This window comes from Kitasatospora sp. NPDC096140, from assembly GCF_040303045.1.
GTDB lineage: Bacteria > Actinomycetota > Actinomycetes > Streptomycetales > Streptomycetaceae > Kitasatospora.
Genome location: NZ_JBEOUW010000027.1, coordinates 1 through 23,810, shown reverse-complemented (window position 1 = coordinate 23,810; position 23,810 = coordinate 1). Strand labels below are relative to the sequence as shown.

At 72.1% G+C, this 23,810-nt stretch carries 21 protein-coding genes; 14 read left to right on the top strand and 7 right to left on the bottom strand.

The window, feature by feature from the left end; genetic code table 11:
* Positions 1-101: 101 nt before the first annotated feature.
* The 3 genes from ABT048_RS25965 to hrcA form a co-directional block, all read right to left on the bottom strand.
* Entirely contained in the window at positions 102-851 is a 750-nt protein-coding gene (locus ABT048_RS25965) for a 16S rRNA (uracil(1498)-N(3))-methyltransferase (RefSeq protein ID WP_350523900.1), read from the bottom strand.
* A 78-nt stretch (positions 852-929) separates the two neighbouring features.
* On the bottom strand, positions 930-2,072 hold the full coding sequence (gene dnaJ, locus ABT048_RS25960; protein ID WP_350523899.1) for a molecular chaperone DnaJ: 1,143 nt from the start codon (positions 2,070-2,072) through the stop codon (positions 930-932).
* Positions 2,073-2,144: 72 nt separating this feature from the next.
* Entirely contained in the window at positions 2,145-3,179 is a 1,035-nt protein-coding gene (gene hrcA, locus ABT048_RS25955; RefSeq protein ID WP_350523898.1) for a heat-inducible transcriptional repressor HrcA, read from the bottom strand.
* A gap of 302 nt (positions 3,180-3,481) precedes the next feature.
* Here hrcA and htpX point away from each other — a divergent pair, with 302 nt between their 5' ends.
* The 5 genes from htpX to ABT048_RS25930 all read left to right on the top strand — a co-directional run bounded on the left by htpX (position 3,482) and on the right by ABT048_RS25930 (position 6,591).
* Positions 3,482-4,402, top strand: coding sequence for a zinc metalloprotease HtpX (htpX, locus tag ABT048_RS25950; RefSeq protein WP_350523897.1), 921 nt, complete (start codon positions 3,482-3,484; stop codon positions 4,400-4,402).
* Between the two features lie 34 nt (positions 4,403-4,436).
* Positions 4,437-5,021 carry a PspA-associated protein PspAB gene (gene pspAB, locus ABT048_RS25945; protein ID WP_350523896.1) on the top strand — a complete coding sequence of 195 codons (585 nt, stop codon included), beginning with the start codon at positions 4,437-4,439 and terminating at the stop codon, positions 5,019-5,021.
* Positions 5,022-5,052: 31 nt separating this feature from the next.
* Positions 5,053-5,880, top strand: a complete 828-nt coding sequence (locus tag ABT048_RS25940) for a DUF3097 domain-containing protein (protein WP_350523895.1) — start codon at positions 5,053-5,055, stop codon at positions 5,878-5,880.
* A 79-nt stretch (positions 5,881-5,959) separates the two neighbouring features.
* Positions 5,960-6,193, top strand: a complete 234-nt coding sequence (locus ABT048_RS25935; protein WP_350523894.1) for a type II toxin-antitoxin system VapB family antitoxin — start codon at positions 5,960-5,962, stop codon at positions 6,191-6,193.
* Positions 6,190-6,591 carry a PIN domain nuclease gene (locus tag ABT048_RS25930; RefSeq protein WP_350523893.1) on the top strand — a complete coding sequence of 134 codons (402 nt, stop codon included), beginning with the start codon at positions 6,190-6,192 and terminating at the stop codon, positions 6,589-6,591. Before ABT048_RS25935 ends, ABT048_RS25930 begins: the two co-directional genes overlap by 4 nt.
* Here the strand turns inward: ABT048_RS25930 and hemW are convergent.
* Together hemW and ABT048_RS25920 are read right to left on the bottom strand one after the other, a co-directional pair.
* On the bottom strand, positions 6,588-7,817 hold the full coding sequence (gene hemW / locus ABT048_RS25925) for a radical SAM family heme chaperone HemW (protein WP_350523892.1): 1,230 nt from the start codon (positions 7,815-7,817) through the stop codon (positions 6,588-6,590). The genes ABT048_RS25930 and hemW overlap by 4 nt on opposite strands.
* A gap of 78 nt (positions 7,818-7,895) precedes the next feature.
* Positions 7,896-9,818 carry an AMP-dependent synthetase/ligase gene (locus tag ABT048_RS25920; RefSeq protein ID WP_350523891.1) on the bottom strand — a complete coding sequence of 641 codons (1,923 nt, stop codon included), beginning with the start codon at positions 9,816-9,818 and terminating at the stop codon, positions 7,896-7,898.
* Positions 9,819-10,174: 356 nt separating this feature from the next.
* On the opposite strand from ABT048_RS25920, the gene ABT048_RS25915 reads away from it, so the two are divergent.
* From ABT048_RS25915 to ABT048_RS25900, 4 genes are all read left to right on the top strand, one after another.
* Positions 10,175-11,908: an ABC transporter ATP-binding protein gene (locus ABT048_RS25915; protein ID WP_350523890.1), complete on the top strand. Its 1,734-nt coding sequence runs from the start codon at positions 10,175-10,177 to the stop codon at positions 11,906-11,908.
* 134 nt (positions 11,909-12,042) lie between these two features.
* Complete coding sequence (locus ABT048_RS25910; protein WP_350523986.1) at positions 12,043-13,941, top strand: ABC transporter ATP-binding protein; 1,899 nt, start codon at positions 12,043-12,045, stop codon at positions 13,939-13,941.
* A gap of 110 nt (positions 13,942-14,051) precedes the next feature.
* Positions 14,052-14,963: an RNA polymerase sigma factor SigJ gene (gene sigJ / locus ABT048_RS25905; RefSeq protein ID WP_350523889.1), complete on the top strand. Its 912-nt coding sequence runs from the start codon at positions 14,052-14,054 to the stop codon at positions 14,961-14,963.
* A gap of 167 nt (positions 14,964-15,130) precedes the next feature.
* Entirely contained in the window at positions 15,131-16,213 is a 1,083-nt protein-coding gene (locus tag ABT048_RS25900; RefSeq protein WP_350523888.1) for an NAD(P)/FAD-dependent oxidoreductase, read from the top strand.
* A 162-nt stretch (positions 16,214-16,375) separates the two neighbouring features.
* Here the strand turns inward: ABT048_RS25900 and lepA are convergent, their stop codons facing one another.
* Positions 16,376-18,244 carry a translation elongation factor 4 gene (gene lepA, locus ABT048_RS25895; protein WP_350523887.1) on the bottom strand — a complete coding sequence of 623 codons (1,869 nt, stop codon included), beginning with the start codon at positions 18,242-18,244 and terminating at the stop codon, positions 16,376-16,378.
* A 307-nt stretch (positions 18,245-18,551) separates the two neighbouring features.
* Here lepA and ABT048_RS25890 point away from each other — a divergent pair, with 307 nt between their 5' ends.
* From ABT048_RS25890 to ABT048_RS25875, 4 genes are all read left to right on the top strand, one after another.
* Positions 18,552-18,857, top strand: a complete 306-nt coding sequence (locus ABT048_RS25890; RefSeq protein WP_350523886.1) for an antibiotic biosynthesis monooxygenase family protein — start codon at positions 18,552-18,554, stop codon at positions 18,855-18,857.
* 174 nt (positions 18,858-19,031) lie between these two features.
* A complete protein-coding gene (locus ABT048_RS25885) occupies positions 19,032-20,450 on the top strand; it encodes an acyltransferase family protein (RefSeq protein ID WP_350523885.1) in 1,419 nt (472 codons plus the stop codon).
* A gap of 189 nt (positions 20,451-20,639) precedes the next feature.
* A complete protein-coding gene (rpsT, locus tag ABT048_RS25880; protein WP_329931122.1) occupies positions 20,640-20,909 on the top strand; it encodes a 30S ribosomal protein S20 in 270 nt (89 codons plus the stop codon).
* A gap of 537 nt (positions 20,910-21,446) precedes the next feature.
* Positions 21,447-22,112, top strand: coding sequence for a hypothetical protein (locus tag ABT048_RS25875; protein ID WP_350523884.1), 666 nt, complete (start codon positions 21,447-21,449; stop codon positions 22,110-22,112).
* 184 nt (positions 22,113-22,296) lie between these two features.
* On the opposite strand, the gene holA is transcribed toward ABT048_RS25875, so the two are convergent.
* Positions 22,297-23,295 carry a DNA polymerase III subunit delta gene (gene holA / locus ABT048_RS25870; RefSeq protein WP_350523883.1) on the bottom strand — a complete coding sequence of 333 codons (999 nt, stop codon included), beginning with the start codon at positions 23,293-23,295 and terminating at the stop codon, positions 22,297-22,299.
* Between the two features lie 135 nt (positions 23,296-23,430).
* Between holA and ABT048_RS25865 the strand changes: the two genes are divergently transcribed.
* On the top strand, positions 23,431-23,667 hold the full coding sequence (locus tag ABT048_RS25865; protein WP_350523985.1) for a hypothetical protein: 237 nt from the start codon (positions 23,431-23,433) through the stop codon (positions 23,665-23,667).
* The last annotated feature ends 143 nt before the right edge of the window (positions 23,668-23,810 follow it).

Here is a 23,810-nt window from a genome sequence, read left to right as displayed (position 1 = left end):
CCGCCGGGCTTTTCGGCAGAGTCGGGCCGGTCGGGCGAGCCCGCTGGACGCCGCCGCGGGGTCGTAGTACGGGCCCCGGCCGGGTGCGGGCCGGACGGGCCTCAGGCCCAGCGGCCGGTGCGCCCGAGCAGCAGCGCGCCGGCGGCCACCCCGGCGGTGGAGGTGCGCAGCACCGAGGGCCCCAGCCGGTACGGCCGGGCGCCCGCCTCGGCGAACGCGGCCAGCTCCTCCGGGGAGACCCCGCCCTCCGGGCCGACGACGAGCACGAGGTCGCCGCTGCCGGGCAGCGCGGCGTGCGCCAGCGGCTCGGCGCCCTCCTCGTGCAGCACGGCGGCGAACGCGGCCCGCGCCAGGACGGGAGCCAGCTGCCTGGTGGTCATCGGGTCGTGCACCTCGGGGAAGCGCAGCCGGCGGGACTGCTTGCCCGCCTCGCGGGCGGTGGCCCGCCACTTGGCGAGCGCCTTGGCGCCGCGCTCGCCCTTCCACTGGGTGATGCAGCGCGAGGCCGCCCACGGGATCACCGCGTCCACGCCGACCTCGGTCATGGTCTCGACGGCCAGCTCGCCGCGGTCGCCCTTGGGCAGCGCCTGGACGACGACGATCCGCGGCGCGGGCTCCGGCTCGCGGCGCACCGCGGTGACGGCCACGTCGATCGCGTCCTTGCCGAGCACCTCGGCGACCGTCCCGTCCACGCCGAGTCCCAGCCCGTCGGCGAGGGTCACCGCCTCGCCGGCCGTCAGCCGCTTCACGGCGGCCGCGTGCCGGCCCTCCGGGCCGTCCAGGCGCACCAGGGTGCCGGGCGCGGCGGTGGCGATCCGCTCGGTCTCGACGACGAAGACGGGCGCGGTCATGCGGGGAACCTCCGGGAGGGGGTGGATCGGGCACGCGAAAGGGGTGCCGGGTGGTCCCCGGCACCCCTCCGCGGACGGCTACCGGCCGTTGAAGGCGTCCTTCAGGCGGGAGAACAGGCCCTGCTGGCCCGGCGCGAACTGGCCGGACGGCCGCTCCTCGCCGCGCAGCACCGCGAGGCGGCGCAGCAGCTCCTCCTGCTCGGCGTCGAGCTTGGTGGGCGTCTTCACCTCGACGTGCACTATCAGGTCGCCCCGGCCGCCCCCACGCAGGTGGGTGATGCCGCGGCCGTGCAGCGGGATCGACTGGCCGGACTGGGTGCCGGGCCGGATGTCGACCTCCTCCAGGCCGTCCAGGGTCTGCAGCGGCACCTGGGTGCCGAGTGAGGCCGCCGTCATCGGGATGGTGACGGTGCAGTGCAGGTCGTCCCCGCGCCGCTGGAAGATGGCGTGGGTGGTCTCGGCGATCTCGACGTAGAGGTCGCCGGCCGGGCCGCCGCCGGGGCCGACCTCGCCCTCGCCGGCCAGCTGGATCCGGGTGCCGTTGTCGACACCGGCCGGGATCTTGACGGTCAGCGTGCGGCGGGCGCGGACCCGGCCGTCGCCGGCGCACTCCGGGCACGGGGTCGGCACGACGGTGCCGAAGCCCTGGCACTGCGGGCAGGGGCGGGAGGTCATGACCTGGCCCAGGAAGGACCGGGTGACCTGGGAGACCTCGCCCTTGCCGCGACACATGTCACAGGTCTGCGCGGTGGTGCCGGGGGCCGCGCCCTCGCCGCTGCAGGTGGTGCAGGTGACGGCGGTGTCGACCTGGAGTTCCTTGGTGGTGCCGAAGGCGGCCTCCTCCAGGGTGATCTCCAGCCGGATCATGGCGTCCTGGCCGCGGCGGGTGCGCGAGCGCGGGCCGCGCTGGCCGGCTGCGGCGCCGAAGAAGGCGTCCATGATGTCGGAGAAGCCGAAGCCCGCCGCGCCGGCGCCGAAGCCGCCCGCGCCGCCACCGCCGCCCGGGGACAGCGGGTCGCCGCCGAGGTCGTAGACCTGACGCTTCTGCGGGTCGGAGAGCACCTCGTAGGCGGCGTTGATCTCCTTGAACCGCTCCTGCGTCTTCGGGTCCGGGTTGACGTCCGGGTGCAGTTCGCGTGCCAGGCGCCGGAACGCCTTCTTGATCTCGTCCTGCCCCGCATCCCGTCGGACGCCGAGTACCGCGTAGTAGTCCGTGGCCACCAAATGCTCCGCTTGTTCCGCCTGTAGTAGTGCTGCGACTGGACGCCGTTGGTCGTCCAACGGCGACGTTTGCTACGACTCGGCCAGGATCTGACCCACGTACCGCGCTACCGCCCGCACCGCCCCCATTGTGCCTGGGTAGTCCATCCGGGTCGGACCGATCACACCCAGTTTGGCCACGCTCTCGTCGCCCGAACCGTAACCGACGGACACGACCGAGGTGGAATTCAGCCCTTCGTAGGCGTTCTCCCGCCCGATCCGGACCGTCATCGCGGCGTCATTGGTCTCACCCAGGAGGCGGAGCAGGATGACCTGCTCCTCCAGGGCCTCCAGCACCGGCTGGATGGTGAGGGGGAAGTCGTGGCCGAAGCGGGTCAGGTTGGCCGTGCCGGCCAGCATGATCCGCTCCTCGTTCTGTTCCGCGAGCGTCTCGAACAGGGTCGCCAGGACCGTGCTGACGGTCGGCCGGTCGGCCGGCTCGAACATCGCCGGGAGTTCCTCCAGCACGCCCGGGACCTCCGGGAGGCGGCGGCCGGCGGCTCCGGTGTTGAGCGCCGTCCGCAGGTCCGCCAGGACGGTCTCGCCGACCGTGCCCGGGCAGTCGACCATCCGCTGCTCGACCCGGCCGGTGTTGGTGATCAGCACCAGCATCACCTTGGCCGGGGCCAGCGCCACCAGCTCGATGTGCCGGACGGTCGAGCGCGTCAGCGACGGGTACTGCACCACCGCGACCTGCCGGGTCAGCTGGGCGAGCAGCCGCACGGTGCGCGCGACCACGTCGTCCAGGTCGACCGCGCCGTCCAGGAAGTGCCGGATCGCCCGGCGCTCGGGGGCGCTCATCGGCTTGATCTCGGCGAGCTTGTCGACGAAGAGGCGGTACCCCTTGTCGGTCGGGATGCGGCCGGCGCTGGTGTGCGGCTGGTGGATGTAGCCCTCCTCCTCCAGCGCCGCCATGTCGTTGCGGACGGTCGCCGGCGAGACCCCGAGGTTGTGCCGCTCCACCAGGGCCTTGGAGCCGACCGGCTCCTCGGTGCCCACGTAGTCCTGCACGATCGCGCGGAGCACGGCGAGCTTGCGTTCGTCCAGCTGGCGGACCTCACCGGCCATGGGGCACGCACCTCCGTCTTCGCACGTTGTCCGTCTGTGTCCCTGTGTGTCCCTGTGTGCTGCAGCGGGCCGCTCCGGGAGGCCCCGGTTTTGGCACTCTGAACACACGAGTGCCAAAACCGTACCTGCCAGTGTAAGGCCCGGGTCCTACGGCAGGAACGGCTTGACCGGCGTGATCCTGCCCGCAGTTCCGGGTACGGCCCGCGGGGCCCCGCCCGTTCACGGGTCACCGGCGCGCGGGTGGTGCCCCGGGGCCGTCCGGGTGGGAGCATCGGAAGCGACGGCGAATGGAGGAGCAAGCGATGTCGAGCTCGGGCCAGCACACCCGTTTCGCGCCCGACCGCGGCCTGACCGGCCGCATGGTCGCGACGATGTTCGTGATCGGGCTGCTGTACGTCGGTTTCACCGGCCTGCTGATCGCGCTGCTGCGCGGCGCCTGGCCGCTGATCGTCCTGATCTCCGGCGGGCTGTTCGTGGCCCAGTTCTGGTTCAGCGACAAGATCACCGAACGGGCCATGGGCGCCCACCAGGTGACCCCGGAGGAGTTCCCCCAACTGCACGGCACGATCGACCGGCTCTGCGCCCTGGCCGACATGCCCAAACCGCGCGTGGCGGTCGCCGACAACGACATGCCCAACGCCTTCGCCACCGGCCGCAACCCGCAGAACGCGGTGGTCTGCGTGACCACCGGCCTGCTGCGCCGGCTGGAGCCGGAGGAGCTGGAGGGCGTCCTCGCGCACGAGCTGTCGCACGTCGCCCACCGGGACGTCGCGGTGATGACGATCGCCGGCTTCCTCGGCGTGCTCGCCGGCGCGATGACCCGGATCGCCGTGTACGGCGGGTTCATGGGCGGCGGTCGCAACAACAACGACCAGAACGCGGCCATCGTGGCCCTGATCATCCCGCTGGTCTCGATGCTCGTCTACGCGATCAGCTTCCTGCTCACCCGGCTGCTGTCCCGCTACCGCGAGCTGGCGGCCGACCGCGCCGCCGCGCAGCTCACCGGCCGGCCCAGCGCGCTCGCTTCGGCCCTGACCAAGGTGACGGGGCAGATCGCGGCCATCCCCAGCAAGGACCTGCGCCAGGCGCAGCCGTACAACGCCTTCTACTTCGCCCCCGCGCTGAGCGCGCGGGAGGCCGCCTCGCAGCTGTTCTCCACCCACCCGTCGCTGGAGAAGCGGCTGGCGCAGCTGGCGAAGATCACCGAGCAGCTGGGCCGCTGAGCCCGCGCCCGCCGTTCGACACGAGAGGACCGCCGTGGGAATCCTGGACGCCCTGTTCGGCCGCACCAAGCCCGTCAAACCCGACCTGGACCAGCTGTTCGGCGTGCCGTCCGCGGCGCTGACCCTGGAGGCCGGCGCCGGGTTCACCCCCACCGGGCTCGGCTCGGTCTGCTTCGCGGCGGTCGAGGGCGCGGCCTTCGTGCAGGTCGAGCAGCAGGTGCGGGCGCTGCTGGACGCGGACACCGAGCGCGGCGGCGTGCCGGTGGAGGCCTCCAAGGACGACTACGGCTACTCCTGGCTGCTGGCCCGGCACTCCCCGCAGGAGCTGCCGGAGCTGGTGAACGACCTGCACGCGGTCAACAGCGAGCTGGAGGCGAACGGCTTCGGGCCGCAGCTGCTCTGCTCGCTGGTGGGCTTCCGCAACCCGCAGGGGCAGTCCCTGGCCCTGGTCTACCTCTACAAGCGCGGCACCTTCTACCCGTTCGCCCCGATGCCCGGCGGCGGGGAGAAGCGCAACAGCCCGCTGGAGCTGCAGGTCAACGCGATGCTGGGGAACGACCTGCGGCTGGAGAAGGACCTCAGCCGCTGGTTCCCCGTCTGGGGCGCGCCAGGCCTCTGACGGCCCGTCCGGCCTCCCTATGATCACCCGTATGCGCAGCCGCCAGTACGGACCCGACCTGACCCCGCCGTGGAAGAAGCAGACCCCCGCCCCGGAGGTGCCCGCCGAGCCGGACCTCGTGGTCGAGGAGGCGGCGACCGGCTTCTGCGGGGCGGTGGTGCGCTGCGAGAAGACCGCCGAGGGGTTCACCGTCACCCTGGAGGACCGTTTCGGCAAGCACCGGGTGTTCCCGCTGGTCCCGCGCGGCTTCCTGCTGGAGGGCAGGGTCGTCACCCTGGTCCGCCCCACCGCCCCGGCGGCGCCCCGCACGCCCGGCCGCACCGCCTCCGGCTCCGTCGCCGTCCCCGGCGCGCGCGCCCGGGTCGCCCGCGAGTCGCGGATCTACGTCGAGGGCCGGCACGACGCCGAGCTGGTCGAACGGGTCTGGGGCGACGACCTGCGGATCGAGGGCGTCGTGGTGGAGTACCTGCGCGGCATCGACGACCTGCCGGCGATCGTCGCCGACTTCGCCCCGGGCCCCGGCCGCCGCCTCGGCGTGCTGGTCGACCACCTGCTCCCGGGGACGAAGGAGCACCGCATCGCCGCCCGGGTCACCGGCGAGTCCGTCCTGGTCGTCGGCCACCCCTACATCGACGTCTGGCAGGCCGTGAAGCCCGCCTCCGTGGGCATCCCCGCCTGGCCCGCCGTGCCCCGCGGCGAGGACTGGAAGGAGGGCACCTGCCGCCGCCTCGGCTGGCCCGTCGACACCCCGGCGGCGTGGAAGCACATCCTGTCGAAGGTGGACAGCTACAAGGACCTGGAGCCCGAACTCCTGGGCCGGGTGGAGGAACTGATCGACTTCGTGACCGTGCCGGAGTAGCCCCCGGACAGAGCGCCCGCGTTCGCGAACGCGTATATCCTGTTTCGAGAACGGATATACGCCGCCCCGGGAGGTCCCGATGTCCCGCACCGTGATCGATCTCGACGACGAGGCGCTCGCCGACGCGGCGCGCTACCTCGGCACCACCACCAAGAAGGACACCGTCAACGCCGCACTTCGGGAGATAGCGGACCGGAGACGGCGCGCCGCAGCGCTGGCCCGGATGCGCGAGATGGCGGCCGAGGGCGAGATCGACTTCTCCACCATCGGCTATCCGGACGAACCGAGCGCACCAGCGAGGCCTGCCGCGTGAACGAGGAGTTCCTGATCGACACCAGCGCGCTGGTCCGGCTTGTGCGCGGCCAGACCGGCGCGGCCTGGGACGAAGCCGTCACCGCCGGGCTGGTCCTGTTGTGCGAACCGGTCCGGCAGGAGTACTTGCGTGCCGTCGGCGGCCGAGCCGCGTACTTCGAGGCAGCTGGACTACTGCGGGAGCTCTTCCCGTATCAGCACCTGCGGGACAACGCCTGGCAGGAGGCCGCCGAGCTGCAGGAGCGGCTGGCACAGTCGAGTCGCCACCAGTGCGCCAGCCCGGTCGACCTCCTGGTGGCCGTCACCGCTGCGCAACACAAGCTCACGGTCCTCCACCAGGACGCCGACTTCGAGACCATCGCCGGACTCACCGGCCAGCCGGTGCGCCGGATCTGCTAGTCCACCAGGTCACGCACGACGGCGTCCGCCAGCAGCCTGCCCTGCAGGGTGAGGGCGGCGCGGCCGGCCGCATACGGCTCGGCGGCGAGGAGACCGTCCGCGAGGGCCCGGTCGGCGGCCTTGCGGCCGGTGTCGGTGAGCAGGTCCAGGGCGACGCCGTCGACCAGGCGCAGCTCCAGCAGGATGCGCTCGACGCGGCGGTCCTCGTCCGCCAGGACCTCGCGGCCGAGCGCCGGGGTGCGGCCCTCGGCCAGGGCCTGCGCGTAGGCGGCGGGGTGCTTGGCGTTCCACCAGCGGACGCCGCCGACGTGGCTGTGGGCGCCGGGGCCGGCACCCCACCAGTCGGCGCCCGTCCAGTAGAGCTCGTTGTGGCGGCAGCGGCCCTCGGGGGTGGTGGCCCAGTTGGAGACCTCGTACCAGTGGTACCCGGCGGAGGCGAGCGCCTCCTCGGCGATCAGGTAGCGGTCGGCGTGCACGTCGTCGTCGATCATCGGCAGTTCGCCGCGCTTGACCCGGGCGGCGAGCCGGGTGCCCTCCTCGACGATCAGGGAGTACGCCGAGACGTGGTCGGGCCCGGCGCCGATGGCGGCGTCCAGCGAGGCCCGCCAGTCGTCGTCGGACTCGCCCGGGGTGCCGTAGATCAGGTCGAGGTTGACGTGCTCGAACCCGGCCGCGCGGGCCTCGGCCACGCAGGCCTCCGGGCGGCCCGGGGTGTGGTGGCGGTCGAGCAGCTGCAGCACGTGCGGGCGGGCGCTCTGCATGCCGAAGGAGATCCGGTTGTAGCCGCCCTCGCGCAGCTCCGCCAGGTACGCCGGGCCGACGGACTCCGGGTTGGCCTCGGTGGTGACCTCGGCGTCGTCGGCGAGCCCGAACTCCTCGCGGATCGCGGCGAGCATCTTCACCAGGTCGCGGGCGGGCAGCAGGGTGGGGGTGCCGCCGCCGAGGAAGACGGTGCGCACCGGCAGCTGCGCGTCCCCCAGCACCCGCCGGGCCAGCCGGATCTCGGCGACCACGTTGTCCGCGTACGTCTCCTGCGAGGCGACCGCCCCGGAGGAGCGCAGCTCGGTGGCGGTGTAGGTGTTGAAGTCGCAGTAGCCGCAGCGGCTGGCGCAGTACGGCACGTGCAGGTAGAAGCCGAACGGCCGGCTGCCGAGCCCGTCCAGGGCGGGCGCGGGCAGGGAACCGTCGGACGGCACCGGTTCGCCGTCGGGGAGTGCGGAGGGCATGCCCCCATTGTCCCGTACGGCCGGCGAAGCTCCCGTACGGCCCGCGACACCCGCGCGGACCGTACGGGAGCGGCCGGGTCAGGCCTCGTTGGCGCCCGCGTACATCGCGGTGACCGCGTCCGCGTAGGTCCGCTCCACCACCGGGCGCTTGATCTTCAGGCTCGGGGTGAGCTCGCCGTGCTCCACGTCCAGGTCGCGCGGCAGCAGGTGGAACTTCTTGATCGTCTGCCAGCGCTGCAGCCCGCCGTTGAGCCGCTTCACGAAGCCCTCGATCAGCTCGTGCACGGCCGGCTCGACCGCCAGCTCGGCGTACGACTTGCCGGCCAGGCCGTGCTCGGCCGCCCACGGCATCAGGACCGCCTCGTCCAGGCCGATCAGCGCGGTGCAGAAGTTGCGGCCGTTGCCGATCACCAGGATGTTGCTGACGAACGGGCAGACCGCCTTGAACTTGCCCTCGACCTCGCTGGGCGCCACGTACTTGCCGCCCGACGTCTTGAACAGGTCCTTCTTGCGGTCGGTGATCCGCAGGAAGCCGTCCGGGCTGAGCTCGCCGATGTCCTCGGTGTGGAACCAGCCGTCCGCCTCCAGCACCTCCGCGGTCTTCTCCGGCAGGTTGTGGTAGCCGCGCATGATGCCCGGGCCGCGCAGCAGGATCTCGCCGTCCTCGGCGATCCGCACCTCGGTGCCGGGCAGCGGGCGGCCCACCGTGCCGATCCGCACGTCCTCCTCGCGGTTGACGCAGGAACCGGCGCTGGTCTCGCTCAGGCCGTAGCCCTCCAGGATCGGCACCCCGGCGCCCAGGAAGAAGTAGCCGATCTCCGGGGCCAGCGCGGCACTGCCGGAGACCGCGCCGCGCAGCCGCCCGCCGAACGCCGCCCGGATCTTCGCGTACACCAGCTTGTCCGCCAGCGCGTGCTGCACCCGCAGGCCCAGCGGGGCCGTGCCGGCACCGGTGGCGATCCGGCTCTCCTGGACGGCCCGGGCGTGCTCGCGGGCGACCTTGGCCGCCCACATGAAGATCTTGTACTTGGCGCCGCCCTCGGCCCGGGCCTTGCCCGCGATGCCGTTGTAGACCTTCTCGAAGATCCGCGGCGCCGACGCCATCACGGTCGGCCGGATCACCGGCAGGTTGTGGATGATCCGGTCCACCCGGCCGTCCACCGCCATCACGTGCCCGGTGGCGATCTGCCCGGAGATCAGCGTCTTGCCGAACACGTGCGACAGCGGCAGCCACATGAACTGGACGTCGTCGGCCCGCAGCAGCCCGCTGGCCTCCTGCGCCCGGCCCTCGTACGCCCAGCAGTCGTGCACCAGCCGAACGCCCTTGGGGCGGCCCGTGGTGCCCGAGGTGTAGATCAGGGTCGCCAGCTGCTCCTTGTCGAGCCCGGCGACGGCCTTCTCCACCGCGTCCGGCTGCCGCTCCAGGTGCTCGGCGCCGCGCCGCTCCAGCTCCGCCAGGGTGATCACGTCGAGGCCGGCCGCCTCCGGGGCCTCCTCCGGGGCGTCGAACAGGATGACGGTGCGCAGCTCGGGCAGCTGGTCGAGCTGCGCGACGGCCTTCGCCAGCTGGGCGGCGTTCTCCGCGAACAGCGCGCGCGAGCCCGAGTCGGACAGGATGAACGCGGTCTCGTCCGCGTTGGTGCTCGGGTAGACCGTCGTGATCGCGGCGCCCGCGCACATGGCGCCGAGGTCCGCGATGATCCACTCGATCCGGGTGGACGACGCCAGGGCGACCCGGTCCTCCGGCTGGATGCCCAGCGCCATCAGACCGGCCGCCACCGCCTTGACCCGGGTCGCGGTCTGCGCCCAGGTCAGCGAACGCCACTGCTCCGCGCCGGGCGCGCCGTCCGCGGCGTGCTCGTCGACCGGGGCCGGGTGGCGGTAGGCCTCGCCGTTCGGGGTCGCGGCGACCCGCTCCAGGAACAGGTGGGCGACGGAGGCGGGACGCCCGGCGACGAGGTCGGGCCTGCCGGAGTCGATCAGGGACTGCGCGGAACTCAACGAGACCTCCGGGGGCGGGTGGCCGTCTGAGGGATTGTCGCGACGGCCGTGGGGGCGGTCGCCGGGCCCCGGTTAACCTGAGCGGTACCGGTCAGTAACAAGGGGGCAACCAGCAGCCTAGGGGGAAACCGGTCATTCCGTAAGAGGGTGGATCCAGCTGGCACGCCCCCGCAGCCCCGGTGACCGCACCGCACCGCAGCGGCGCACCCGGCGAGGTGACCAACGAGCGAACCCGCCGGACCGTTCGGCAAAAGCCCGGCAAACCCCCGGTTCCCGCACGCCGAATGGCCTGTACGACGCTACAGAACAACGAGAATTGGGGTGCGAACCCGACCCGCGACGACAAGAGTGTTCAAGTGCTGATCAGACTACTGCGGGCGTACCTGCGCCCCTACTCCCGACCGATCACCCTCCTGGTGATCCTCCAGCTGGTGTCCACCCTCGCGGCGCTCTACCTGCCGACCCTCAACGCCGACATCATCGACGACGGCGTCGTCAAGGGCGACACCGGCTACATCCTGCGCGTCGGCGGGGTGATGATCGGCGTGACCCTCGTCCAGGCAGCCTGCTCCATCGGCGCCGTCCTCATCGGCGCCCGCGTCGCCATGGCCTTCGGCCGGGACGTCCGCGCCGCCGTCTTCGACCGCGTACAGACCTTCTCCGCCCGCGAGGTCGGCCAGTTCGGCGCCCCCTCCCTGATCACCCGCACCACCAACGACGTCCAGCAGATCCAGATGCTCGCCCTCATGAGCTTCACGCTCATGGTCGCCGCACCGATCATGTGCGTCGGCGGCATCATCATGGCCCTCAACCAGGACGTCCCACTGTCCGGCCTGCTGCTCGCCGTCATCCCCGCCCTCGCCGTCGTCGTCATCCTGCTCGTCCGCGCGCTGCGCCCCCAGTTCCGCAGCATGCAGCAGAAGATCGACACCGTGAACCGGATCCTGCGCGAACAGATCACCGGCATCCGGGTCATCCGCGCCTTCGTCAAGGACGACCAGGAACAGGCCCGCTTCGCCGGCGCCAACGAGGACCTCACCGACGTCGCCCGCCACGTCGGCCGCCTGATGTCCGTCATGTTCCCGGCCGTCATGCTCGTCGTGAACGTCTCCAGCGTCGCCGTGCTCTGGTTCGGCGCCCACCGCATCGACAGCGGCGACATGGAGATCGGCGCCCTCACCGCCTTCCTCTCCTACCTGCTGCAGATCCTGATGAGCGTCATGATGGCCACCTTCATGTTCATGATGGTGCCCCGCGCCGAGGTCTGCGCCGAACGCGTCCAGGAAGTCCTCGACACCGACTCCAGCGTCACCCCGCCCGCCGACCCCGTCACCGACCCCACCCGCCTCGGCCACCTCGAACTGCGCGACGTCGACTTCCGCTACCCCGGCGCCGAAGCCTCCGTCCTGCGCGGCATCGACATCACCGCCCGCCCCGGCGAGACCACCGCCATCATCGGCTCCACCGGCAGCGGCAAGTCCACCCTGCTCGGCCTCGTCCCCCGCCTCTTCGACGTCACCTCCGGCCAGGTCCTGCTCGACGGCGTCGACGTCCGCGACCTCGCCGCCGACGCGATCGCCGAAAGCGTCGGCATCGTCCCCCAGAAGCCCTACCTCTTCACCGGCACCGTCGCCAGCAACCTCCGCTACGGCCGACCCGACGCCACCGACGAGGAACTCTGGCACGCCCTGGAGATCGCCCAGGCCAAGGACTTCGTCGAGAAACTCCCCGAAGGCCTCGACGCCCCCATCTCCCAAGGCGGCAGCAACGTCTCCGGCGGCCAGCGCCAACGCCTCGCCATCGCCCGCGCCCTGGTCCGCAAACCCGCCGTCTACCTCTTCGACGACTCCTTCTCCGCCCTCGACTACGCCACCGACGCCAAACTGCGCAAGGCCCTCACCCGCGAGACCTCCGACGCCACCGTCCTGATCGTCGCCCAACGCGTGTCCACCATCCGCGACGCCGACCGGATCATCGTCCTCGACGAAGGCGCCGTCGTCGGCACCGGCACCCACCACGAACTGATGGCCGACAACCCGACGTACCGGGAGATCGTGCTCTCCCAGCTCACCGAGCAGGAGGCGGCGTGACCAGCCCCGGCAAGCCCACGACGCAGCAGGACCCCGACACCGGGAAAGCCGACCTGACCAAGGCCGACACCCACCTCCCCGGCGACTCCCAGGCCGCCGCCGCCCGCCGCGGCCCCGCCGGACCCGGCCGCTTCATGGGCGGCCAGGGCGCCGAGAAGTCCATGGACTTCAAGGGCTCCGGCAAACGCGTCCTCGGCCTGCTGCGCCCCGAACGCAACCTCCTCCTCGGCGTCCTCCTCCTCGGCGTCCTCGGCGTCGGCTGCGCCGTCATCGGCCCCAAGATCCTCGGCAACGCCACCGACCTGATCTTCGCCGGCGTCGTCGGCGCCCGCTTCGCACCCGGCACCTCCAAGGCCCAGGTCATCGACGGCCTGCGCGCCCACGGCCAGAGCGGCGTCGCCGACCTGCTCTCCGCCGTCGACTTCACCCCCGGCCAGGGCATGGACTTCCACGCCATCGGCACCGTCCTGCTCTGGGTCCTCGGCATCTACGTCACCTCCGCCGTCTTCGGCATCTTCCAGGGCCGACTCGCCACCAAGGCGATCCAGCTCGCCAGCTACCGGCTGCGCCAGGACGTCGAAGCCAAACTGGCCCGACTCCCGCTCAGCTACTTCGACAAGCAGCCCCGCGGCGAAGTGCTCAGCCGCGTCACCAACGACATCGACAACATCGGCCAGTCCATGCAGCAGACCATGGGACAGGTCGTCAACTCGCTGCTCACCGTCGTCGGCGTGCTGGCCATGATGTTCTGGATCTCCCCGCTGCTCGCCCTGATCGCCCTGGTCTCGGTACCGGCCTCCGTCGTCGTCGCCACCAAGGTCGGCAAGCGGGCACAGCCGCAGTTCGTCCAGCAGTGGAAGTCCACCGGCCAACTCAACGCCCACATCGAGGAGATGTACACCGGCCACACCCTCGTCAAGGTGTTCGGCCGCCGGCGCGAAGCCGCCGAGACCTTCCGCGAGCACAACGAGGCGCTCTACGAGGCCAGCTACAAGGCCCAGTTCATCTCCGGCATCATCCAGCCCGCGATGATGCTGATCGGCAACCTGCAGTACGTGCTCATCGCCGTCGTCGGCGGCCTGCGGGTCGCGAGCGGCGCACTGTCCATCGGCGACGTGCAGGCCTTCATCCAGTACTCCCGGCAGTTCAGCCAGCCGCTCACCCAGGTCGCCAGCATGGCCAACCTGGTGCAGTCCGGCGTCGCCTCCGCCGAGCGCGTCTTCGAACTGCTCGACGCCCCCGAGCAGAGCCCCGAACCCGCCATGCCCGAGAAGCCGGACACCGTCCGCGGCCGGGTCTCCTTCCAGGACGTCTCCTTCCGCTACGACCCCGACAAGCCCCTCATCGAGGACCTCTCGCTCAAGGTCGAACCCGGCCACACCGTCGCCATCGTCGGCCCCACCGGCGCCGGGAAGACCACCCTCGTCAACCTGCTGATGCGGTTCTACGAGGTCAGCTCCGGGCGGATCACCCTCGACGGCGTCGACATCTCCGCGATGTCCCGCGAGGACCTCCGCTCCGGCATCGGCATGGTCCTCCAGGACACCTGGCTGTTCGGCGGCACCATCGCCGACAACATCGCCTACGGCGCCCAGGGCGCCACCCGCGAAGAAGTCGTCGAAGCCGCCAAGGCCGCCCACGTCGACCGCTTCGTGCGCACCCTGCCCGACGGCTACGACACCGTCATCGACGACGAGGGCACCGGCGTCAGCACCGGCGAGAAGCAGCTCATCACCATCGCCCGCGCCTTCCTCGCCCAGCCGTCCATCCTGGTCCTGGACGAGGCCACCAGCTCCGTCGACACCCGCACCGAGGTGCTCATCCAGCGGGCCATGGCCCGGCTGCGCACCGGCCGCACCAGCTTCGTGATCGCCCACCGGCTCTCCACCATCCGGGACGCCGACGTGATCCTGGTGATGGAGAACGGCTCGATCGTGGAACAGGGCTCGCACGACGAACTGATCGCCGCCGGCGGCGCCTACGCCCGCCTCTACCAGGCGCAGTTCGCCGAAGCCGTGGCCGAGGTCGACTGACCCGGCACCACCCGGCGGGCCGGGGCGGAAACCCTCCGCCCCGGCCCACACCCGGCGCCCACCGCCACGGCGTCTTCGCAACGACCCTCCCCGGGCGCTACCTTGGGCCCGTGATCGACGACCAGCTCCCGGCCGCCCCGGACGCCTTCGAGGCGAACCGCCGCTACCTGGGCTCCGTCGCCTACCGGCTGCTCGGCTCCTTCACCGACGCCGAGGACGTCCTGCAGGACGCCTGGCTGCGCTGGCAGGCCACCGACCGCTCCGCCGTCACCGACCCGCGCGCCTTCCTGACCACCGTCGTCACCCGGCTCTGCTACGACCAGCTCGGCTCCGCCCGCGCCCGCCGGGAGTCCTACTACGGCGAGTGGCTGCCCGAACCGGCCGTCTCCTACACCGCCGGCCCGGACACCCCCGCCGAACTCGCCGAACGCGGCGAGTCCGTCTCGCTCGCCCTGCTCGCCGTCCTGGAACAGCTCTCCCCGGCCGAACGGGCCGCCTTCGTGCTCCACGACGTCTTCGCGGTCGGCTTCGAGGAGATCGGCACCTCGCTGGACCGCTCCCCCGACGCCGCCCGCCAACTCGCCTCCCGCGCCCGCCGCCGGGTCAAGGACGGCAGCCGGCGCGCCGGCGGCACCGACCCGGCCGAGCACCGCCAGGCCGTCGAGGCCTTCGCCGCCGCCAGCACCCGGGGCGACATCCTCGGCCTGATGGAGGTCCTCGACCCGGACGTGGTGTGGCACTCCGACGGCGGCGGCATCATCCGCGCCGGCGTCCGCCCGATCCACGGCGCCGACCGGGTGGCCCGCCTGGTGACCGGCATGATCGCCAAGTGGTTCACCCCCGAGGTGGCGACCGGCCACGCCGTGGTCAACGGCGAGCCGGGACTGGTCTGGTACGACCGGGCCACCGGCACCGTCGGCGGTGTGCTCGCCTTCACCGTGACCGACGGACGCATCACCGAGGCGTACGTCGTGGTCAACCCCGAGAAGCTCGGCCGGATCAGCCCGGTCACGGCCGCCTGACGGGACGGGCCCACAGCCCCCCTGGCGCCCCCCGCCCCCGGGCACCCCCGGCACCCCCGGCAACCCCGCGGGGGATGTGACGCCGGTCACGGTCACACTCCGACCGGCTGCGTCGTCCCCTTCCCGAACAGCGCTCCACCAGGGCGCACGGAACGGAGGCGGACGAGATGAGCACCACCACCAGCACCGGGAAGCGGATCGTCGTACTGGGCGCCGGGTACGCCGGACTCACCGCGGCCAAGGGCGCCGGGCGGCAGCACACCGTCACCCTGGTCGCCCCCGAGGAACGGCTCCTGCACCGCATCCGCCAGCACGAGACCGCCGCCGGACACGGCCGCGACTGGCCCGCCATCGGCGAACTCGCCCGCGGCCGCCGGATCCGGCACCAGCGGGCCCGGGCCGTCGAACTCGACCTCGCCGGACACAAGGTCCTGCTCGACGACGGCACCGACCTCGCGTACGACACCCTGGTCTACGCCCTCGGCAGCCGCACCGCCTGGCACGATGTCCCCGGCGCCGTCGAACACGCCTACTCGGCGGAGCGCGCCGCCGAGGTCCGCCACCGGATCCGCGAGGCCGACCGCCCCGGCACCCTCGCCGTCGTCGGCGGCGGCGCCACCGGCATCGAACTGGCCACCGAACTCGCCGAGGCCCACCCCGACTGGCGGGTGCGGATCGTTGCGGCCGGCCAGGTCGGCGGCATCTACTCCCCCAAGGGCCGCGCCCACGTCCGACGCGTCCTCGACCGGCTCGGCGTCGCCGTCCACGAGAACACCACCGTCACCGGGGTCACCCCGGACGCCCTGCGCACCACCACCGGCCCGATCGACACCGACCTCACCGTCTGGGCCGCCTCGATGGAACCGCACCCGCTGGCCGCCGAGGCCGGCCTGGCCGTGGACGAACGCGGCCGCGCCCTGGTGGACGACCACCTGCGGTCGGTCTCGCACCCCGACGTCCACGTGATCGGCGACGCCGCCGCCGTCACCGTCCCCGGCGTCGGCACCCTGCGGATGGGCTGCGCCACCGCCCTGCCGCAAGGCCAGTACGTCGGCAAGCTGCTCGACGGGCGCACCGGGAAGCCGTTCTCGTTCCGGTACGTCGTCCAGTGCGTGAGCCTCGGCCGGCGGGACGGGCTGCTCCAGCTGGTGCGCCCGGACGACTCGATGAAGCCCACCGTGTTCACCGGCACCGCGGGGCGACTGGCCAAGGCCGGAATCGTCGCCGCCGTCTTCAGCGCGCTGAAGTAGTCCTCTTTCGGGGCCTCCGGGAACGTCCTCGGGGGACTCCTGGGGGATCCTGGGGGATTCCTCGCAGGAGTCTTCGCGGGAGTCCTCGGGGGATGCCTCGCGGGAGTCCTCGGGGACGCGAAAGGGCCCGGGCGCGATGCCCGGGCCCTTCGGCGCGCTCGGTTACTTCTTTTCCTTCGGCGCCTCGGCGTCGGTGGACAGCGCGGCGATGAAGGCCTCCTGCGGGACCTCCACGCGGCCGACCATCTTCATCCGCTTCTTGCCTTCCTTCTGCTTCTCCAGCAGCTTCCGCTTGCGGGAGATGTCACCGCCGTAGCACTTGGCGAGGACGTCCTTGCGGATCGCGCGGACGGTCTCACGGGCGATGACGCGCGAGCCGATCGCGGCCTGGATCGGCACCTCGAACTGCTGGCGGGGGATCAGCTTCTGCAGCTTGCCCGCCATCATCACGCCGTAGCCGTAGGCCTTGTCCTTGTGGACGATCGCGGAGAAGGCGTCCACCGCGTCACCGTGCAGCAGGATGTCGACCTTGACCAGGTCGGCGGTCTGCTCGCCGATGGGCTCGTAGTCGAGCGAGGCGTAGCCTCGGGTCTTGGACTTCAGCTGGTCGAAGAAGTCGAAGACGATCTCCGCGAGCGGGAGGGTGTAGCGCAGCTCGACCCGGTCCTCGGACAGGTAGTCCATGCCCTGCAGGCTGCCGCGGCGGGACTGGCAGAGCTCCATGATCGCGCCGACGAACTCGTTGGGCGCCAGGATGGTGCCGCGCACCACCGGCTCGTACACCTCGGCGATCTTGCCGACGGGGAACTCGCTCGGGTTGGTGACGGTGTGCTCGCTGCCGTCCTCCATGATCACGCGGTAGACCACGTTGGGGGCGGTGGAGATCAGGTCGAGGTTGAACTCGCGCTCCAGGCGCTCCCGGATGATCTCCAGGTGCAGCAGGCCGAGGAAGCCACAGCGGTAGCCGAAGCCGAGCGCGACCGAGGTCTCCGGCTCGTACACCAGGGCGGCGTCGTTGAGCCGCAGCTTGTCCAGGGCGTCGCGCAGCAGCGGGTAGTCCGAGCCGTCCAGCGGGTAGAGGCCGGAGAACACCATCGGACGCGGGTCCTTGTAGCCGCCGAGCGGCTCGGTCGCACCCTTGTGCATCGAGGTGATCGTGTCACCGACCTTGGACTGACGGACGTCCTTCACGCCGGTGATGATGTAGCCCACCTCGCCGACGCCGAGGCCGTCGGCGACCTTCGGCTCGGGCGAGATGACGCCGATCTCCAGCAGCTCGTGGGTCGCGCCGGTGGACATCATCGCGATGCGCTCGCGCTTGGTGAGCTGGCCGTCCACGACACGGACGTAGGTGACCACGCCGCGGTAGGAGTCGTACACCGAGTCGAAGATCATCGCGCGGGCCGGGGCGTCCTTGACGCCGACCGGGGCCGGGATGGTGTTGACGATGTGGTCCAGCAGGTCCTCGACGCCGAGGCCGGTCTTGGCGCTGACCTGCAGCACGTCCGACGGGTCGCAGCCGATGATGTGCGCGATCTCCGCGGCGTACTTCTCCGGCTGGGCGGCCGGCAGGTCGATCTTGTTCAGCACCGGGACGATCGTGAGGTCGTTCTCCAGCGCCAGGTACAGGTTGGCGAGGGTCTGCGCCTCGATGCCCTGGGCCGCGTCGACCACCAGGATGGTGCCCTCGCACGCGGCGAGGGAGCGGGACACCTCGTACGTGAAGTCCACGTGACCCGGGGTGTCGATCATGTTGAGGATGTGCGTCGTCCCGGCGTTCGGACCGGTCTTCGGCGCCCACGGGAGGCGGACCGCCTGCGACTTGATGGTGATGCCGCGCTCACGCTCGATGTCCATGCGGTCGAGGTACTGGGCGCGCATCTGCCGGGGGTCGACGACGCCGGTGATCTGCAGCATCCGGTCTGCGAGCGTCGACTTGCCGTGGTCGATGTGGGCGATGATGCAGAAGTTGCGGATCAGCGCCGGGTCGGTACGGCTGGGCTCTGGCACATTGCTGGGGGTCGCGGGCACCTTGGTCCGATTCTCCGTTGGTCCGGGGCCGGGGGTGTCCGGGTCATCGCTGACCGGCTTCCCGGGGACCGGACAGTCTCGTCCGATCGAAATAGTTCCTCCCATCTTCCCACGACCGCGGGCCGTGCTGCCGTTCGGGCACCGTCCGTCCTTCCGCAGGCCTTCCGCCGGCCTTCCGCCGGCCCGCTGCGGGCCGTCCGTCGGGCTTCCGTCGGCCGTGTGCCGGCTCCCCGTCGGGCTTCCGCCGGCCGCATGCAGCCCCCGTCGGGCTTCCGCCTGCCGCCCCGGGGCGGCAGGATGGCCTGCCGTGATCCTCGAAAGCGCCCTGCTCGACGTCCTGCCCGGCCGGGAGGACGAGTTCCTCGCCGCCTTCGCCGAGGCCCGCCCGCTGATCAGCGTCCAGCGGGGCTTCCGCTCGCTGCGGCTACGGCGCTGCCTCGACGAGGGGCGCGGCTCGCGCTTCCTCCTCCAGGTCGAATGGGAGACGCTCGCCGACCACACGGAAGGGTTCCGCCGCTCCCCCGAGTACCAGCGCTGGCGCGCCCTGCTGCACCACTTCTACCGCCCGTTCCCGGAGGTCGAGCACTACGGCGAACCCCTGGTCGACGCCTAGGTCGCCGCACGACGGCCGTGCCCGCGCCCGACCGCCCGGAGCCGCCCGGAGCCCCCGTCCCGGTCGGGCCCGGCGTCGGGCCCACCCGCGGATATGCCGTGTCACACGATCCGTAAGCTAATCTGCCCAGCCGTGAGACGCATCGAACTGAGCCGCGTGCCCCGCGGAGCGCGGATGAAACGGCAAGGCAAGGCCGAGGCGGCCCCGGCGAGGCTCGGCTGGCTGGACGCACTGCGCGGGCTCGCCGCCCTCGCCGTGGCGATGCACCACTTCGGACTGCGGTACTTCATCCCGCACGGCGCGGCAGTGACCCACCGCTTCGACCTCGGCCTGTTCGGGGTGATGCTGTTCTTCCTGGTCAGCGGCTACATCGTGCCCGCCTCCCTGGAGCGCCGCGGCGACATGCAGGCGTTCTGGGTCGGCCGGGTCTTCCGGATCTACCCGGCGCTCGTCGTCGGACTCGTCGCGGCGCTGGTGATCCTCCCGGCCGGGCACAACATGATGATCGACCGGTCCGTCTTCGACCGGCCGCTGCTCTCGTTCGGGGCCAACAGCCTGCTGCTCCAGGACCTGCTGGGCGTGCCCAACGCCATCGGCATCATGTGGAGCCTCACCTACGAGATGGTGTTCTACTACTTCGTCTCCGCCCTGTTCGTGCTCCGCAAGCACCGCCAGAGCGGGCCGATCGCGGTGGGCTTCGCCGCCTGCGCGGTCCTGCTCGGCGGGGTGCTCTCCCCGGCGAACCTGGCCAAGCAGGGACTCTCGACCGAGAACCTCGTCCTGGCCACCGGCCTCGTCGCGGTCATGGGCCTGCTCTGCGCCATCAGCGGCAACTCCCAGCTCACCCGCACCGGGGCCCTGCTGCTCGGCGTGCTCGGCTTCGTGCTCGCGTTCGGCAGCAGCCGGTCCGCGATGTTCGAAACGATGATGATCTTCGCGACCATGTTCGCCGGGACCGTCATCTACCGCGCGGAACACGGCCAGATCGACCGCATCCAGGCCGTCGCCTACTGCGGCTTCGTCTTCCTCGCCGGGGTGCTCGGCGGACGCATGTACAACCACGGGGACGCCCTGTGGCGGACCTGGACCACCAGCTGGATGGCGTGGTCCTTCGCCTACGCCGGGGCCTGGATCGTGCTGTTCCTCGGCATGACGCTGAAGAAGCGCCGCTTCCCGAAGGCGCTCACCTGGCTGGGCACCGTCAGCTACTCGGTCTACCTGCTGCACTGGCTGGTCATCGACGGCATGGACTGGCTCTACGGCATGCCGTGGCTGTTCCAGGGGGCGCCGGCGCCGAAGTCCGCCAAGTTCGCGATCGTCTTCACGCTCACCTTCCTGGCCGTCACGCTCGCGGTCAGCTACCTGATGTACCGGCTGGTCGAGGTGCCGTTCCAGAAGCTCGGCCGACGGTTCCTCGCCTGGCTCAAGCGGCACACCGGGGGCCCGGCCGACACCCGGGGGGCCGGCGCTCCGGTCCCCGCCCAGGGCGGCGCTCCGGCTGCGGTGGCGGCCGGCGGCGCTCCGGTTGCCCCGGCTGCTCCGGCTGCTCCGGTGGGCGGCGTCCCCGCCGCCCCGGACCCCGTCCGGCGCTGACCGCGTACCGCCCCGGCCCCGTCCGGCCCCGACCCGTGCCCCGCGGCCGGGGCGGGCGGCCGGTTTGGGGCGGGCGGCGGCCCCTGGTAGCGTGGTCAGCTGCACCTGGCCTCGGCATGCCCTCTCAGCTGGACCGACGGCCGCCGGTGTGATCCCGTTCAAACCTTTCAGACAGACTGAGGCTCCTTCGTGGCGAACATCAAGTCCCAGATCAAGCGCAACAAGACCAACGAGAAGGCGCGCCTGCGCAACAAGGCCGTCAAGTCCTCGCTGAAGACCGCTCTGCGCAAGGCCCGTGAGGCCGCTGCCGCCGGCGAGACCGAGAAGGCCGTCGTGCTGGCCCGCGCCGCCTCCAAGGCGCTGGACAAGGCCGTGAGCAAGGGCGTCATCCACGCCAACCAGGCCGCCAACAAGAAGTCGGCCATCACCAAGCGCGTCAACACCGCCGCCCAGGCCTGACGCCACCCGGGGGTGTGAACCCCCGACCGCCTCGGGACGACCCGGCCCTCTACCCGGACTCCTGAGGCGTGCGAGACTCGCACCGCACGCGGCCTGCGTTCGCCACGCGGGTGCGGTGCACGAAGCAGTACGACAGGCGTCGCAGTCCGCCTCCTCCCCGGAGGCCACTGCGGCGCCTGTCGCGTTCCCTGGTCCGGCCGCTATGGTCGGTCAGGTGCGATCGAGGTGCGGGGGAGCGCCCCGACGCCGTGCTCGGGGGGAGAGAACCACATGACGACGCCACCGCCACCGCCGCCGTCGGCACCGAACGGGCCGGGGTACGGCTTCCCGCAGCAGACACCGGGCGCCGGAGCGCAGCCCGTCCCGGGGGCGCAGCCGGTCCCGGGGGCAGCGCATGTTCCGGGGGCAGGGCCTGTTCCGGGGGCGCCGGGCGCTTCGGGGTTCGGGCCGCCGCCCGGGTTGCCCGCTGCCCCGGGGATGCCCGCATCGTCCGGGATACCCGCGCCGGCCGGGATGCCGACCGCTCCCGGGATGCCGATGACACCGGGAGGCCGTGCGCCGGGCTCCGGCGGGAACCTGCGGCGCAACGCCGTCTGGGCCTTCGTCGGCGCCATCCTCGCCTCGGCCGGCTGGACCGCCGCCGTGATGGTCGTCCCCGGCCTGGTCAGCAGCAACTCGTCGCCGCGCAGCCTCGGCAGCTACCACCTCTCGGACGACTTCTGCACCACCGGGAAGCCCACCAAGCTGCTGCAGACGTACTCCGTCTCGGACACCTCCGCGCCGACCCACCACACCGACCGGAACCCGGCCCTGGACAGCATGAACTGCTCGATGAGCCTCAAGCGGACCGGTGGCAACAGCGACAGCGAGTACGCCTCGGTGTACCTTCGCGCCGACCTGCACAAGGCGGTCAACCCGGCGCCCGAGCTGGATGCCAACAAGGAGCTCTACCGGGCCCGCGGCTACCAGGTCACCGACATCTCCGGGATCGGCGAGGAGGCGTACTTCCTGTACAAGGACGACGGCTCGGACAAGTACCACAGCGTCTACGCCGAGCTGGACATCCGCGACGGCGGGATGACCTACTACATCAACTACAGCGCCAGCTACACCGAGGGGAAGGCCAAGCCGCCGTCCAAGGACGAGCTGCGGAGCATCCTGCAGTCCGACGGCCAGGACGCCGTCCGGGCCATGCGGAAGTAGGCCTCCGGCCGGGGCTCCGGCGTCCGCGGCCCGCCGGGCCCCGCCGCGACGGTGGGCCCGGCCGCGACGGTGGGCCCGGCCGCGACGGTGGGCCCGGCCGCGTCGGTGGGCCCGGCCGCGACGGTGGGCCCGGCCGCGTCGGTGGGCCCGGCCGCGACGGTGGGCCCGGCCGCGTCGGTGGGCGTCAGTAGGCGGGGCGAGAGCCGGCCCGCGCGGCCCGGGCGACGGCGACCACCGCGCGCTCCAGGGCGAAGGCCGGGTCGTCGGAGCCGCCCTTGACGGCGGCGTCGGCCTGGGCGATCGCGGTCAGCGCGGTGGCCACGGCATCGCCCGTCCAGCCGCGCATCTGCTGCCGGACCCGGTCGACCTTCCACGGCGGCATGCCCAACTCGCGGGCCAGGTCGGCCGGGCGCATGTTCCGCCCGGTCGTCGCCAGCCGCCCGATGCTGCGCACGCCGGAGGCCAGCGCGTAGGTGATGCCGGTCGGCGGCTGGCCGACGGCCAGCGCCCAGCGCAGCCGCTCCAGCGCCTCGGCGGCCCGGCCGGTGACCGCGAGGTCGGCCACCTCGAAGCCGGTCGCCTCGGCCCGGCCGCTGTAGTAGCGGGCCACCACCGTCTCGTCGATCGCGCCCTCGACGTCCGAGGTCAGCTGGTTGCACGCGGCCGCCAGCTCCCGGAGGTCGCTGCCGAGCGCGTCCAGCAGCGCCTGGCAGGCCTCCGGGGTCGCCGAGCGGCCGAGCGCGCGGAACTCACCCTTGACGAAGGCCAGCCGCTCGCTCGCCTTGGACAGCTTGGCGCAGGCGACCTCGCGGCCACCCGCCTTGCGCCCGGCGTCCAGCAGGCCCTTGCCCTTGGCACCACCGGCATGCACCAGCACCATGATCACTTCGTCGGCCGGCGCCTCGATGTAGGCCTTGACCTCCTTCACCGAGTCGGCGGAGAGGTCCTGGGCGGCCCGGACGACGATGACCTTGCGCTCGGCGAACAGCGACGGCGTGGTCAGCTCGGCCAGGCTGCCGGGCTGCAGCCCGCCGGGCGGCAAGTCCCGTACGTCGGTGTCCGGGTCCGCCGCCTTCGCGGCGGCCACCACCTGGGCGACCGCACGGTCCAGCAGCAGCTCCTCCTGGCCGACCGCGAGGGTCAGCGGGGCGAGCAGGTCGTCGGGTGCACTCTTCCTGGCCATCGCCTACCAGCATCCCACGGGCCGCAGACACTCCCTCCCGCCCGATCGGCCGGGCCGGGCGGCCTGGAGAATGGCCGGGTGACCGACAACCACGCCACCGCCCTCCCGGACGTCGACGACCCGCACGCCCGGCTGCTGCTCGTCCTGCCCGACCGCGACGCCGCCGACGAAGCCGCCGAGGAGCTCGGCGCCACCCAACCCGACCTGGGCGAGGTCGAGATCGTGCGCGATGCGCTCGCGGGCGAGGACGACGCCGAGGACGCCCAGTGGCTCGTCGTGGTCGAGGCCCCGGAGCGGGGCTGGACCCCCGACCTGCTGCGCGTGCTCGACGCCCTGGCCGCCGACCACGAGGGCTGGCGCGAGGAAGCCTGACCTGCCGGCCGGCGGGGCCGGGGCAGACTCTGACCCTGAGGGGTGAATTTTGGTCCCCCGGTTCAGTGTGGTGGTGCTTTGCGCGCCGGGGGCCGGAGGCGGAGGGAATTCTTCTTCCGGGCCAATTTTGCTCCTGGCTTTTC